The 15,251-nt window shown below is 36.5% G+C and carries 11 protein-coding genes; 6 read left to right on the forward strand and 5 right to left on the reverse strand.

All coding sequences use genetic code 11. The features are described 5' to 3' along the window. Nucleotides 1-104: 104 nt before the first annotated feature. The 3 genes from GQ45_RS07400 to GQ45_RS07410 all read left to right on the forward strand — a co-directional run bounded on the left by GQ45_RS07400 (nucleotide 105) and on the right by GQ45_RS07410 (nucleotide 4,176). A complete protein-coding gene (locus GQ45_RS07400) occupies nucleotides 105-2,300 on the forward strand; it encodes a heavy metal translocating P-type ATPase (RefSeq protein WP_047416378.1) in 2,196 nt (731 codons plus the stop codon). A gap of 136 nt (nucleotides 2,301-2,436) precedes the next feature. Then, the gene (locus GQ45_RS07405; RefSeq protein WP_047416380.1) at nucleotides 2,437-3,099 is read left to right on the forward strand and encodes a hypothetical protein; all 663 of its coding nucleotides are present in this window, start codon (nucleotides 2,437-2,439) and stop codon (nucleotides 3,097-3,099) included. Nucleotides 3,100-3,291: 192 nt separating this feature from the next. Further along, nucleotides 3,292-4,176, forward strand: a complete 885-nt coding sequence (locus GQ45_RS07410; protein WP_231555169.1) for an FAD-dependent oxidoreductase — start codon at nucleotides 3,292-3,294, stop codon at nucleotides 4,174-4,176. A 203-nt stretch (nucleotides 4,177-4,379) separates the two neighbouring features. Here GQ45_RS07410 and GQ45_RS07415 read toward each other — a convergent pair whose 3' ends face one another. The 3 genes from GQ45_RS07415 to GQ45_RS07425 form a co-directional block, all read right to left on the reverse strand. Continuing rightward, the gene (locus GQ45_RS07415) at nucleotides 4,380-5,012 is read right to left on the reverse strand and encodes a response regulator transcription factor (protein ID WP_047416382.1); all 633 of its coding nucleotides are present in this window, start codon (nucleotides 5,010-5,012) and stop codon (nucleotides 4,380-4,382) included. 849 nt (nucleotides 5,013-5,861) lie between these two features. Then, the gene (locus GQ45_RS07420; RefSeq protein ID WP_047416384.1) at nucleotides 5,862-7,634 is read right to left on the reverse strand and encodes a PorP/SprF family type IX secretion system membrane protein; all 1,773 of its coding nucleotides are present in this window, start codon (nucleotides 7,632-7,634) and stop codon (nucleotides 5,862-5,864) included. A gap of 74 nt (nucleotides 7,635-7,708) precedes the next feature. Continuing rightward, entirely contained in the window at nucleotides 7,709-8,971 is a 1,263-nt protein-coding gene (locus tag GQ45_RS07425; protein WP_047416386.1) for a PD40 domain-containing protein, read from the reverse strand. 242 nt (nucleotides 8,972-9,213) lie between these two features. Here GQ45_RS07425 and GQ45_RS07430 point away from each other — a divergent pair, with 242 nt between their 5' ends. Next, a complete protein-coding gene (locus tag GQ45_RS07430) occupies nucleotides 9,214-10,062 on the forward strand; it encodes a glycosyltransferase family 2 protein (RefSeq protein WP_047416388.1) in 849 nt (282 codons plus the stop codon). Nucleotides 10,063-10,191: 129 nt separating this feature from the next. Here the strand turns inward: GQ45_RS07430 and pafA are convergent, their stop codons facing one another. After that, a complete protein-coding gene (gene pafA, locus GQ45_RS07435; RefSeq protein ID WP_047416389.1) occupies nucleotides 10,192-11,901 on the reverse strand; it encodes an alkaline phosphatase PafA in 1,710 nt (569 codons plus the stop codon). 239 nt (nucleotides 11,902-12,140) lie between these two features. Between pafA and GQ45_RS07440 the strand changes: the two genes are divergently transcribed. Together GQ45_RS07440 and GQ45_RS07445 are read left to right on the forward strand one after the other, a co-directional pair. Continuing rightward, entirely contained in the window at nucleotides 12,141-12,878 is a 738-nt protein-coding gene (locus GQ45_RS07440; protein WP_047416391.1) for an ABC transporter permease, read from the forward strand. Continuing rightward, nucleotides 12,878-13,645 (forward strand): ABC transporter ATP-binding protein, encoded by a 768-nt coding sequence (locus GQ45_RS07445; RefSeq protein ID WP_047416393.1) that lies wholly within the window; start codon nucleotides 12,878-12,880, stop codon nucleotides 13,643-13,645. The genes GQ45_RS07440 and GQ45_RS07445 overlap by 1 nt, the downstream gene beginning before the upstream one ends. Nucleotides 13,646-13,745: 100 nt before the next feature. On the opposite strand, the gene GQ45_RS07450 is transcribed toward GQ45_RS07445, so the two are convergent. Further along, nucleotides 13,746-15,248 (reverse strand): DUF389 domain-containing protein, encoded by a 1,503-nt coding sequence (locus GQ45_RS07450; protein WP_047416394.1) that lies wholly within the window; start codon nucleotides 15,246-15,248, stop codon nucleotides 13,746-13,748. Between the last annotated feature and the right edge of the window lie 3 nt (nucleotides 15,249-15,251).

Here is a 15,251-nt window from a genome sequence, read left to right on the forward strand (position 1 = left end):
AAAATGAAGATTGAAAAGTATAACTTAATCTTGTACTTTTAATACTACTTAAGGTATGCCTACAATAATTCAATAAACTAAAAGACAGGCCCACCCCTTCATTAATGAATACACTAAAGCTTGAAATAGGAGAAATTAAAGACATTCGCAAAATTCGAAGAATTGAGCAGATTTTGAGTACAAAAAAAGGAGTGCATCAGGTCTCGGTGTCCGCTTCGGGGATGGTTCACTTAGATTGGAGTGGTGATGAAGCCATTAAATCTGAGATTATCGCATCGGTTAAAAAAATAGGCCTGACTATTCGCGATATAAAAGATAGTACGGGAAATGGGCATCATGAACACCATCATGAAATAGCCTCCAAATTTCAGATTTTAGGAGAAAACACAGAGCTCTATTTCGCTATTCTTAGTGGCATATTCTGGTTAGGTGGCGTTATTTTATCCTTCGTTGATGGTATTACAGCCTATCCCTCGACCGTTCTCTTTATGATTGGAGCTGTTCTTGGAGGTGTTTTTACTTTTATTACCGCTGGGGAAGATGTACTTCGGGGGAAATTTGAGATCGATTTTTTGATGCTATTTGCAGCCATAGGTGCGGCTGCCTTAGGTAAATGGGGAGAAGCCGCTTTACTACTTTTTCTGTTTAGTTTAGGTCATGCCTTAGAGCATTATGCCATGAAACGAGCAAGAAAATCTATTGCTGCGCTTTCTGATTTAGCACCACCTATGGCCTTGGTAAAACGCAATGGGGAACTGAAAGAGATAAGCATAGAACAGCTTAACCTAGGCGATATCATTGTCGTAAAACCAAATTCTAAAATTGCCGCAGATGGCGTCGTTATTAAAGGAACAAGCCCCGTTAACCAAGCCTCTATAACTGGAGAAAGTATCCCGGTCGAGAAACGCCCGAGAGAAAATTGGCAAGATGAAAATGAGATTAATACACTATTACCGGAACATCGTGTTTTTGCGGGCACCATAAATGGCAGTGGCGTATTAGAAATAAAGGTGTTGAAAGAAGCAAAAGACAGTACGCTCTCTAGACTCATTATGCTAGTCAAAGAAGCCGAAACCCAAAAATCACCCACCCAACACTTTACCGATAAGTTCGAAAAATACTATGTCCCCATTGTTTTACTGGTGGTTACCGTATTAATGCTCGCTTTCCTTATCCTCAATGAAACCTTTGAACAGAGTTTTTATAGGGCTATGTCAGTTTTAATTGCAGCTTCTCCTTGTGCCTTAGCTATTTCAACCCCTAGTGCTGTATTGGCTGGGATTGCGCGTGCTGCGCGCCAAGGTGTTTTAATTAAAGGCGGACGACCACTTGAAGATTTAGGCGGCTTACGAGCCATTGCTTTTGATAAAACAGGAACCTTAACCGAAGGTAGACCAACCTTAACTCACGCCATCCCCTTTGGGAAAACAACTAAAGTAGAGCTCTTAAAAATCGCCGTTGCAGTAGAGGCTTTAAGCGATCACCCATTAGCAGCAGCCATAGTTGAAGGGGGTAAAAAAGAGCTGGGAAACATCCCTATTTCTAAGGCTGAAGATCTAAAAGCCTTAACGGCAAGAGGAATTAAAGCCACCTGGGAAGCTGGTTTGGTACATATTGGTAATCGAAGGCTTTTTGAAGAATTAACGGGACAGGAAGTTCCTAAAGAGATAGACTCAAAAATGGCCGACTTAGAATCACAAGGGCACACGGCTATGATTATTCATAAAGACAAAAACTATTTAGGTATTATTGCCGCCATGGATATTGCACGACCCGAAGCCAAAGCCACGCTGGCTGCTTTGAAAAAAATGGGAATTAAGCGAATGGTAATGTTGACAGGGGATCATCAAAAAGTAGCGGATGCTATCGCAAAAACAATTGGAATTACAGATCCCATGGGCAGTTTATTACCAGAAGACAAAGTAAAAGCTATTGAAAGTCTAAAACAAGAAGTAGGTAATGTAGCCATGGTAGGTGATGGGGTAAATGACGCACCCGCCATGGCCAAAAGTACCGTAGGTATCGCTATGGGTGCTGCAGGCTCGGATGTTGCCTTAGAAACAGCCGATATTGCACTTATGGCTGACAAACTAGATAATCTTCCCTTTGCTATTGGACTTAGTAGAAAAGCAAGGCAAATCATCAAACAAAATTTAGTGATTAGCTTAGGAATGGTGGCTATTTTAGTACCCATGACCATCATGGGTACCATTGCTATTGGACCCGCTGTAGTTGGTCATGAAGGCTCTACACTTTTAGTAGTGCTCAATGCTTTGAGATTATTGAGGTATGAAATCTAAAACTTCTGGAAAGCTCTATCCTATTATAGCTGCTGTAGTTTTAAACAACTCAGCACTTTAAAACTACACTTGGGTTTAGTAAAGACGGTAAGGCCTAAATAATTGTCGATTTTTGAAATATTAAAATCTAGCAGTTATGGAAGCAACCATCAAAACATTCATTTACATTCATGCATTTTTCGGCGGATTAGGTCTTATTACGGGTATAGGAAGTATCATCTGTACCAAGGGAAGTAAAGCGCACAAAAGAATGGGAAAATTATTTTCTTTAGGCATGATCACAAGCTCATTAATAGCAATACCTATTGCTTGCATGCCGAATCACGAAAATGTATTGCTACTGTTAATAGCACTCTTCACTATTTATTTAGTCGTTTCTGGCAATCAAATAATGACCTTTAGGTCTAACCATAAAAAAGAGGCCACAGCCATCGATAAAATAATTTCGGGAACAATGCTTTTATTATCAAGCCTAATGATTGTATATGGCTCCTATGGCTTAGCACTGGGTAATATGGGCTCCCTACTTTTTGTTTTTTTTGGTGGCTTCGGACTTTCTTTAAGCATCCGCGATTTTATCTTTTATAAAAAATTTCGCAACACAAAAAAGGGATGGCTTGCCAATCATATCGGAAAAATGGTCGGTGCCCTTATTGCCTCTTTTACCGCTTTTATAGTGGCAGGTTTGGGGCAAGATACGTTGGTGGCTTGGACACTACCTACTATTCTAGGAACAATTTATATCGTGTATTGGAGAAGAAAAATGAACGCGAAAATGCCGGTAAAACCATTATCCTAATGGCTTCATTTAATTCCAAAATTTTTCTCAATTGCAAACAAGCCTGTTACCAAAGCTGTTAATCTTTAGTATAGCAAGGCCTTTTTTTTTGAAATAAAGTACTTTTTGTAAAAGTTCAAAACTTTTAGTAGATCAATTAAAAAATAAAATTTAAGCAGCCAGCACATCGTTTTACTTCAGTATTTTTGTACAATGGTTATAATTATTGGCGCCGGACTGTCCGGACTTTTAACAGCGTACAACTTAAAAAAAGAGGGAATACCTTTTAAAATTTTAGAAGCAAGATCAAGAATTGGCGGACGAATAAACACCGTTTTACAAACAAATAATACACCCATTGAGATGGGCGCAACTTGGTTCAGTGCACAACACCAACATTTAATAACACTTTTAGCCGAATTAGAACTTGATTATTTTCAACAGTTCATGGAGGGTACTGTATTTTTTCAACCCTTTTCTACGTCTCCTGCCCAAGCAATTCAGATGCCAAATCAAGCTCCAAGTTATCGAATTTCAGGCGGTAGCTTTCAGCTTATAGAGGCCTTGTACCGAAAACTAAACCAAAAAGATATTCTACTGAACCAGACGGTGAAAGAAATTACATTTCATTATAATACCGTGCAAGTGACGGCCAATGAAACCTTTGAAGCGAACCAAGTAGTTTTGGCGATTCCACCTAAATTATGGGCTAAAAAAATAGTTTTCGAACCTGATTTACCCAACAATGTAATGCAGATTGCACAGCAAACACATACATGGATGGAAGACTCCATTAAAGTTGCACTAACCTATCAGGATCCTTTTTGGGAACAAGAAAAACTATCAGGTACCGTTTTTAGCAATACAGGGCCCATCACAGAACTCTATGACCATTGTAACCACGAGCGTTCTAGCTATGCGCTTTGTGGTTTTATAAATTCATCCTATAAAACCCTAAAAGCTGTAGATAGGCGTGCAGCTGTTATTAGCCAATTAAAAACCGTTTTTGGCGCAAAAGCAGCAGCCTTTATAGCCTATGATGAATGCGTTTGGAGCCAGGAAAAACATACGTTTGAACCTTCAGAAATATCACTATAACCACATCAAAATAATGGAAATCCAGTATTTTCAGCGTCTTATTTCAATAATAAACTACTGATCTCTAGTTCAGAAGCTGCAACAGAATTTGCTGGTTATATGAATGGTGCTGTTTTAGCCGCCCATAAAACTGCAACTAAAATTATCTCAACCATATAATTCAACAGCACTACAAATACTTGCAGTGCTGTTGAATTGGAGCATTAAAACTGCATTTCTAGAGCTCTTAGTTTTACCAGAGCTTCTGATTTTGAGTTTACATTGAGTTTTAGATAGATGTTCTGAATGTGAAAGTTTACAGCACTGGCGGTAATAAATAACTTTTTTGCAATGCTTTTATAGGTTTCACCTTGGCATAGATGGTCTACAATTTGGTTTTCCCGGTCTGAAAAATTAGTATATGATTTTCTATGAAACATAGCGATGACCATTTTTGCAATATCACTGCTCATGGTAGCACCCTCAAACTTTATGGCATCTAAAGCACTATGAAGCCGTTGTTTGGTTACCGGTTTTGTCAAATACCCATTAGCCCTACTTTTAAAAGCTTTTTTAACGAGCTCAAAATCGCTTTGGGTACTTAGCATTATTATTTTAACCTCTTCATCTAGTTTTCTAAAATGAGAGATGGCTTCAATTCCGCCAATATCTGGAATATCAATTTCAGAGACAATAATATCTGGTTTGACATCGTTATAAGCTAATAAAGCATCTTTTACACACGTGTAAATTCCGACTAGTTGATAGGATAAATAGGTCTCAAAATAATAGCGATACGCTTCATGATATTGTAAATCATCATCGAGTATCATGATTTTTAAAATATTTGATTTCATACTATGGGGGTTTTGTTCAGTAGGTTGTTTTTTGCCAAAGCAATAGCCTACTAAAGGATTGGCATTTTTAATTTAATGACCCTAAAGTGCTCAAAAAAAGACACAAAAAACCTGCTTGAAAGTGCTTACTTTCAAAATTTAAGCCATTCGCAAAACACAGAACACATGATGACAAAGTCGCTCATGATCCGTTTGTTAAGAAAGGATTAGCCTTTAAAAGGCTTAGCAGTTGTGCTATTTCAGCACCATAAGGTAGTTAGTTACCTAAGCTAAGGTTTTAAAAGGAGTAGAAAGTTTTTAAAAAATAATTGGAAGAAAATGTTGTGCTTAGCACTAATTTTCGATTGGGATGCGAGGTTAAGTTTAATCTTCATAATTTGGGGGTTTAATGAATTTTAATTTTCGTTCAATACACGATACTATTTTAGTAAAAAAATAAGTCCTCTAATGATAATTATGGGATACTTTTTAACATTAGAGTCTTTAGCTTTTATTAAATGTACTTATTAATTTGATAAAATTAGAATTAAAAGTAGTCTTTTTCCTACTTTTTTAAATTTTTTCGATAAAGTGTTCCCCGTTAAACTATAAGTATTTGTTCTACAGCATGTTAAATAAATAGGTCTTGGTAGACCGTTCATCGAAAATAAAACGGAAGTTCTTATACATAAAGAAACCTGCTAAAATGAAAATCATTTTAGCAGGCCTCAACCTCACCTTTATCCAATTAACTACCTTAATTTTTTAGCCCTTGCCAAGTACTCAAAGCAAATACAATCCTCATTTGAAATCATTGACGAACTATGAGTTTATTCTTTCTCTTCGTTTTTTCGCAATGCTTGTATTCAATTAATCCTCATACATATTCGCCACAGTGGCCGTTGCATTTACATTATCTACTTGCATAATCCATTTTTCATCATTGTATTTCCCGTTTAAGTTAGAAACATAAGCAGTTTCAGCATCTTGTTTGATATCAAAATCAGCTAAATACACATAATACAGACCGTTTTCTTTGTTGTAAAATTGTTTTGCATTTAATCCCTTTTCTTCAAGCTTTTTTATAAAAGCGTTTAAGTATTTCTCTGTCTTATATACATTGGCAATAACATAGTATCCTGATTTCACGCCTATAATATTAGACTGATTTAATACTTCAATGTTTAATTTTTTAAATCCGGTAGTAGCCGATGTATTCACTTTATTCGTTTGAGTAGCGGCGTAACCTGAAGCCTGATGGCCCTCATTCGCTTGCGTTGCTGTACCGTTGTTATTCTTTAAATCACTACGCAATATGCGAACAATTGCTTCGAAACGTTCTTCAAATTGTTGGTTACGAATACTCTCAATAGAGTCTTGTCGTAAGATAAGCTCGTCTAGAATAAGCCGGTTTTCATAGGCTAAAGTATTCTCATTTTCTCCATCAGTACTTGCCATACGGCCTAAACCTGCTCCAGATTCAATAGTTTTTCTACTTTTTGATGGCTTACGGCTAGGCTTTGATGGTGATATACTTTCTATAGCCTCCATACTCTTTTCTGAGTTTTCCTCATCATCGTTGGTGTTTTGCTCTTTTTGATTGGCTATTAATTTTAAAATTTGATCTTCATAATTTCTAATGATGGCATCAACCTTACTATCTTGAGAGTTATCTGCCAAATCTGCAGCGCTATTCTTATTGCTTTTAAACGTATAGGCAACAGATAATTCATGATTCCAACCTAAGTCTGCCACTTCATTAACGACATCTTTTTCCATCAAATACCCTAAAGACATTTTTTTATTGAGGTTAAAACCAAAACCCATAGACAATCCATATTCATCATCAAAAGTACTTTGTAACCAACCGTATTGCGGTAACTCTAAAACCACCGAGCCCACATAGGTTAACTTGTTATCTTGATTTCTACTTACTTGTACAAGCGGCGTTAATTTTCCATTTTCAAATAAGCCTCTTCTAGGGCCTAAAAGATGCGTATACTGTACCGAGGCAGTAATACTTTTATCGCTTAAATTAGTTAAAAAAGCATTAGTAGTTTGGTTGTAGTTTAATAAGTCTTTGGCATATACACTAAAATCGAACTTCCCCACAGATAAAGTAATTCCTGGTTGAATAGCAATTTTACTTTCTTTGGTGGCCGCTGCTAATTCTGGATCCTCTTCTGATGCCACTACCCTATTTCTATCTAAACCGTCACTAAAATAGGTAATGTTTGCACCGAAGGTTAAGCTGCTCGTACTTCCAAGTTGCACTGATCGTGCATAATTTGCATTAAAACCAAACTCCTGAACCACTCCTGACCATTGGCTGTAAATACCAATTCCTAGAGCCGTATTGTTATTTATTTTATTACTGAAACCTATAAAATAATTCTGATTGTTATCTTCAAAAGTACTGTATTGGTTTCGGTGTAAAATATTAAGGTATGATTTTTCCTCGCGCACTAAAGAGAACGTAGGATTGATTAAAAATCGATTAAAAAATAATTGATTGTGATAGGTAGTTTTAGAGCTAAGATCAGTTACCGTTTCCTGAGCGGATACAGTCACCGTACCAAAAGCCATACCTATGACCAAAAAAATGGCTATTTTATATATTCTGAGGGTCGTTAAATAGTTCATAATTGAAAAGATTAAGATTGTTCTACTACTGCATGTTCAGATACTCATACGTGTATCAGCGGAGATCAAAAAAGCTATTCGTTATCTTCAAAAATAGAACTGGAGTAGTTGATCTTTGATTCGGTATTCAAAGCTTCCAAAATGTGATACTCTTTGCGTTTTTGTTTGGCTCTTAAGCTTGGATCATCATAAGCATAAGCAACACGCTGCGTGTTTCCATAGTTTTGTCCTCTTTGTAAAACAACATAACCTGTTTCTTTATCGGTGATGAGCTGAATAGAAAAATCATCTTCCCTACTGTTTATGGGACTTCCAAGGTTGACGGTAGCGCCAACCTTGTTACTTGCCACTTCGACCATATAAACATCTAATCCCCCATAGCCTTGATGTCCATTTGATGCGAAGAAAAGCGATGTCCCTCCCATAATATTCGGATACAAATCGTCCTCGTTTGTATTTACTTTTTGACCTAAGTTTTTAGCGACTCCCATGGCGCCATTTTTTTGAATTGTGGCAACATAAATATCGAACTTACCAAAGGTTCCTGGCATATCTGAAGCAAAAAATAAGCGACTTCCATCCTCAGAAATTGTTGGATGCATAACAGATGCATTTTTTGGACCTAAGGCTACTTCTCCTGTGGTTGTCCAAGTTCCATTGCTATAGTTTGCTTTGAAAATTTTATGCACTAGCTCCTTTTTAGAAAAAACACCATATAATGGTTTTACAGCTACCTGCTTTGTGTAATAGGCTGTATTGCCATCAACGGTCATTGCAATTGGAGACTGGTTTTGAAGGTTTTTTGTGCGATTATTTTCCGAAATCGATTCTTGATTAAATTCTTGTACAGTTTCTTTAGCTACAAAAGCCTCTAATGCTTTTACTTTTTGATTGTTTCCGAAATTAAAATCTTTGAATTTAGCCTGATGCTGCTTATTTGGAATTTTATAATCTTCTTTTACTTGAGCTACCCAATCTTTTTCCGAACTAGCTAAATTTAGGTTAGGATTGTTCGTCGCTTTTAGGGCGAATTGATACCGCTCGTAGTAGTTTTTACTAATGTTATTACCATCACTCAATTTAAAAAGTTTGGTGTACCAATACATGGCTGTTTCATAATTTTTGTTTAAAAAATTAGCATTGCCAAGGTCTTCGAAAATGGCTATTTCGTTATACCCAAGATCTTTAAGAACTTTATAATTTTCTTGTCGTTTTTGGGTCTCGTTTAGACTTGTTAAGTCTGAAACTTTTGTGACTGAATTTTGCGCCTGTAGGCTGTAGTTTACCACTACAATAATTAGTGCAAAAAGTACGTTGTAGGTGTTCGTAGTTTTCATAACAATTTGGATAAGGGGTTAATTTCTTCGACAAAATTCAATAATAATTCTGAAGCATTACCTAATAAAAATTCATAGGTTTTTAGTTTAAAAGTGTATTTCATCGAAATTATGTACTTTTAAACGACTAATTTTTAAGTTTCCGATACTTTGCTGATTTATTTTTGCCTAAATAAAAATAATTGGTTTTCTCCATTTTAAAATATTAATCCGATATTTACTATCCAATTTCAATTTTAAAAATGGAGTATTACATTGTCATCCCCGCTCATAATGAAGCACTTTTTTTAGAGGACACCTTACAGTCTATTACCAATCAAACTTTAGCACCTAAAAAAGTGATCATAGTGAACGATAATTCCACAGATGATACAGAGCTCATTATTGATAGGTATACCGCAAACGGCCGCTTTGTAAAATTAAATACCAGCTCCTCGGAGGAGCATTTACCCGGTAGTAAGGTTATTCATGCCTTTTCGAAAGGTTTAGCCCTGCTTGATGAGCAATACGATTTTATCGTAAAGCTCGATGCAGATGTTATCCTACCCAAAAATTACTTTGAAGAAATTTCAGCCCTTTTTAAGTCTGATCCAAAAATTGGTATTGCAGGGGGATTCATTTATGAAAAAGATACTCTTGGCGAATGGAAACTAAACCACCCTATGCATTTAAAACATGTTCGCGGGGCCATAAAAGCCTATTCTAAAGCCTGCTTTAAAGCTATCGGTGGATTAAAATGTGCTATGGGATGGGATACGGTAGATGAATTATTAGCTCAATATCATGGTTTTGCTATTAGCACCGAGAAGACCCTGCAGGTAAAACATCTTAGACCAACAGGTGATCGGTATAACAAAAAAGCAAAACTATTGCAAGGAAAAGCCATGTTTACGATGCGTTACGGAATTATGATTACGTGTATTGCATCCTTAAAGATGGCCTGGAAACAAAATAAGGCAGCTGCTTTTTTCGATAATATGAAGGGCTATTTTATGGCAAAAAAAACAAAAGAACCCTTTTTAGTATCACCCTTAGAAGGCCATTTTATACGTACGCTACGATGGAAAGGCATCAGAAAACAATTATTTTAAACCATGCGCAACTACCTAACACAGCCCTTAAGCTGGTCAGGTAGCCAAAGCAAAATTCATTGAGCATCCTTGAATTTGATGTATAAAATTTTCAGCCAAGCACCCGTATCCTCGGTGTTTTTTTGACAACTACTTACGCAACACTTCCACAATAGGCTGTCCCGTGGTTCCACTAGGAAAAGAAATACCTAACAAAGCAGCAATAGTTGGTGCAATATCCGGAATTGTTGTTTTTTCAAAAGTTTCACCCTTCTTAATTCCTTTCCCATAAAACAACAAGGGTACGTGTGTGTCATACGGAAACGGAGACCCGTGTGTGGATCCTTTTGACCTTGCACTAGCACTAATATAACCAGAGTTTAATACTGTTATAACATCCCCTGAGCGTTCCTGGCTATACCCATTTTGAAGAATATGAGGTATGCCATGGGTATAATTATTGGCCCACATTTGCTCACCGGTATACACATGGCTATACTCCCCGTACGACATGAGCTCTTTAGCAAAATGCTCTTGTACTTCTGCTAAATTTAAATCTAAATTTTTGATGATGTTGTGATCTAAAAAGAGCTGTCCGTTAGAGCTATTTTTTACAATATCTTCTGAGCCATAGCTGTATTTTAAAAATTCGCTAAACCGCTCTTTTGTGCTTTTTGAATCTGTATAACCACCAGGAATTTTCATGTCCTGTAAAAAAGCGGGTACATGCACTGCTGCGTGATCTGCTGTTAAAAAAACAGTATACTCACCTTTGCCAACTTTAGCATCTAAGGTTTTTAAAAGGCGTTCAATATCTTGATCAAGCCTTAAATAAGTATCTTGTACTTCTTTAGAATTCACTCCATATTTATGACCTACATAATCTGTACTCGAATAACTTACTGCTAAAAAATCGGTAATGGCGTCAGCACCTAGGCTTTCACCATCTAGTGAGGCTATTGCGAAATCTGTAGTTAAATTATTACCATAGGGCGTTGCTTTCAAAATATCAAATTGATCATTAGTATCCCATAGCGCAGGCAAATCGTGAGGAAATGCTGAATTTAGCTCTCCTTTAAACAAACCTTCATAGTTATTTATATCGGTACCACTCTCCACATAGGTTGAAATATCCTTTAAGCTTGTCCATGGTTTTTTATAAGATTCTGCCATATCCGAGCTATTGAAATCACTTACCCATTTTGGTAATTGGTTCATATAAAAAGTACTTGTTATCCAACTCCCTTCATTTTTTCCATGAAACCAATAAGCTCCATTCGCGGCATACCCCCCTGGCAAAACTGCACCTCTATCTTTTAGCGAAATAGCAATGACTTTGCCTCGCATTTGCGTATGCAAACGCAGTTCATCCGTGATCGTAGACACCTTGTTTCTAAATGGAGACATTTGACCCGCATCTGAGGTGGTACCCACTGAAGCATAACTATCGTCACTAACACAATACACTTCTGTATCGCTTACTTTATCGTACCAGTTATTGCCAATGATACCGTGTGTAGCAGGTGTTGCTCCTGTATACACCGATGCGTGCCCAGGCCCGGTATAGGTTGGAGCGTAGTTAAAATGATTGTTTTTACAATTAAAACCTTCCCCTACTAGGCGTTTAAAACCACCTTCACCGTAATGATTCCAGAATCTAGTTATATAATCAAAGCGCATCTGATCCACTATAATACCTACGACTAACTTTGGAGATGTGTAAGGGGTCGTAAAAACTACCTCTTGCTTTTGACTTTGATCTTTATCCTTATTTTTTGATTTTCGTTGCGCTTGAACAACACTAGCAGAAAAACAAAACGCTACTAAGAGCCACAAGGAGACTATTTTATTCGTATTCATGAAATAAATTTTAATTACAAAAGATAAAAATACTCAAATAAACACTTAAAAAAATACAACTTAAGGTTAAATTAAAGTAATTTTTAAAGTTGGCTAACGCTCTAGACAAGGCATCATAGCTACCCCGAATTCTTTCTTTTTCTTCTTTTGTTGTAAATTCAAGTTACAACCAATTTAATATTATTATTTTTACACTAAATTGGTTGGTTCCAGTTTATCACTTAAGATTCCCTTAATTAATGAATTACCTAGCAGCAATTGGCAGTTATTTTATTATGATTCGTGAGGTTTTTAAAAAACCTACTAAATGGAGAATAATGAAATCGCTTATTTTAAAAGAAATAGACGAGCTCATTTACAGCTCTCTAGGAATTATTATATTTATTTCATTCTTTATTGGTGCTGTAGTGACCATTCAAACAGCACTCAACCTAACGAATCCTATTATCCCAAAAAACCTGATTGGCTTTACCGCAAGACAATCGGTGATTTTAGAGTTTGCCCCCACTTTTGTATCCATAATTATGGCCGGTAAAGTAGGTTCTTATATTACGTCTAGTATCGGAAGTATGAGGGTTACCGAACAAATTGATGCCTTAGAGGTTATGGGCGTAAATGCGCTGAACTATCTGGTATTTCCAAAAATCATTGCCATGCTTTTTTATCCTTTTGCAATTTCTATTGGCATGTTTGTAGGTATTTTTGGCGGATGGGTCGCTGGAGTTTTTGGTGGCTTCTTAACAAGTGCTGATTTTATAGACGGACTTCAGTTAGATTTTAATCCGTTTCACGTAACCTATGCCTTTCTAAAAACGATTGTATTTGCTTTGATAATTGCAACAGTCCCTTCTTTTCACGGATTTTACATGAAAGGTGGTGCTTTAGAAGTAGGTAAAGCAAGTACTACAGCTTTCGTATGGACCAGCGTGGTAATTATTGTTGCAAACTATGTTTTAACTCAACTTTTATTAGGCTAATGATCGAAGTAAACGATATACACAAATCTTTCGGAGATACTGAAGTTTTAAAAGGAATAACTACTTCTTTTGAAAAAGGAAAAACAAATTTGATTATTGGTCAAAGTGGTTCTGGTAAAACAGTATTTTTAAAATGCTTATTAGGCCTTTTTCAGCCCGAAAAAGGAACTATTGTTTACAATGGAAATGCGTATTCTGATTTAAAGCCTGAACAAAAAAGGAGCCTACGCCAAGAAATGGGGATGGTTTTTCAAGGCAGCGCTTTATTTGATTTTATGACTGTTGAAGGCAATGTTATGTTTCCTTTAGAAATGTTTACCAAACAGTCAAAATCTGAAATGCAAGACCGCGTTAATAGTGTATTAAAGCGTGTTAATTTAATTGATGCCCACAAACGATTTCCAGCTGAAATTTCAGGTGGAATGCAAAAAAGAGTAGCTATTGCTAGAGCGATTGTAATGAATCCTAAATTTTTATTTTGTGACGAACCTAATTCTGGTTTAGATCCAAAAACGGCGATTCTCATTGATAATCTAATTCAAGAAATTACCGAAGAATATGACATTACTACCGTCATCAATACGCACGACATGAACTCTGTGATGGAAATTGGCCAAAAAATACTCTTCCTTAAAAACGGACTTAAAGAATGGGAAGGGACCAATAAAGAAATTTTTAAAACCGATAATGCCGCCGTGACCGATTTTGTGTATTCATCTGACTTGTTTAAAAAAGTACGGCAAATGTACATTGAGGAACGCAATTAAGATGTTTCCCTTAGAAACAAAAAAATCTAGCCAGTCAAAAAAAATTAGCCCTAGTATTTTAGTGCCACAAAATACCACTGTTCTTGTACTAAGCCTATGACTATCTCAACTGTATTTTATTATTCTTCAAACGAAGTCGTAGCCAATCCATAAGTTTTTTGCCATCAGCGGCGGCTTGAGCGTCTTTTATGTTCTTTTTCCATTGCGCTTCAAATACCGGAATCGTGTCTGTTTTTTGAAAATCAGTGGTAATGGTATAGGAATAACTTAAAGATGCCAAATTTTCATAATTAACTTTAGCTTCAGCACTAATGTCTTGAAAAGGTATTTGTGTAGCCGCCAATTTTTCTAAGCGCACTAAATCTAGTTCTAATAACTTAATACGCTCATCTTTACTTAAAAGCTCTGCCTTCTTTGTTTCATAAAGCTCACTCACGTACTTAAACTGATCAATTTCTTCATTTTTAGATCCCTGAATGATTCTCAGCTCTACTTCCTTAAGATATTGAAAATCACCATCCATAATATTATTCCAACTTGAAATGATATTATCAGGCACCAATTCATCACCCATAAACACCACCTCAATCAATGAATTTTCAGCTTTTGCTTCCTTGCGAAAAATTAAATCAAACAAAGATTTATCGTTCCCATGGTATTCAATATTTGTAAAATCACTCAGAAAATAACCATTGCCTGCAAATTCATATTTAGCAATAGTATTATTTATAAATTGTTGTGCATCACTTTTAAATCTAGACTCTCTCCATGCCTGAAAAAAGGTCCATGTTGCAGGAATCATTACTGCAATGGCCACTAATGATGCTATTCTTGAAATTGTTCTTCTACGTTGTGAGTTCGCATATCGAACCATAGGAAATTTCAAAATTTTGATCACCAAAAAAGTCGCTAAGCCAATAAAAATGGTATTGATTGTGAACAAATACATAGCTCCCGTGGCATAATCCCAGTTGCCAATGGCCAAGCCGAAACCTACGGTGCACAAGGGCGGCATTAAAGCCGTTGCAATGGCCACCCCAAAAATTACACTCGCGATAGTTCCTTTTTTTGCTCTGGCAATCACCAAAGCCAAACCCCCGAAAAAGGCAATTAAAACATCGCGAATATCAGGAGCAGTACGCGCTAAAAGTTCCGAAGATTCATCACGCAAAGGAAAAAAAGCAAAGAATAGATACGCGGTCAAAATACTCAGTACCACCATGACCGCAAAATTCTTTAAGGAACGCCTTAAGGTGTCTACATCATTAATAGCCAATGAAAGACCCATACCTAAAATAGGTCCCATTAAAGGCGAAATTAACATCGCACCAATAACCACAGCCGTAGAATTTGCATTTAAGCCTACCGATGCAATAAAAATAGAACAGATTAGAATCCAAGAGGTATGCCCTTTAAACGGAATATCCGCGATAATAGACTCTCGTGTTGCTTCTTGATCGGTGTTATTCCGAATGTCAAGCAAATCAGATAAAAAATGTTTTACAGAACCCAAAAGTCCTTTAAAGTCTTTTTTTACATTTTCACTTTTAGCACCTTCATTGCTATTAGGAGAAACGTGATCTTTGTTAACTTCGTCGTGCATATA

The sequence above is a fragment of the Cellulophaga sp. Hel_I_12 genome (genome assembly GCF_000799565.1).
Taxonomy (GTDB): Bacteria; Bacteroidota; Bacteroidia; order Flavobacteriales; family Flavobacteriaceae; genus Cellulophaga.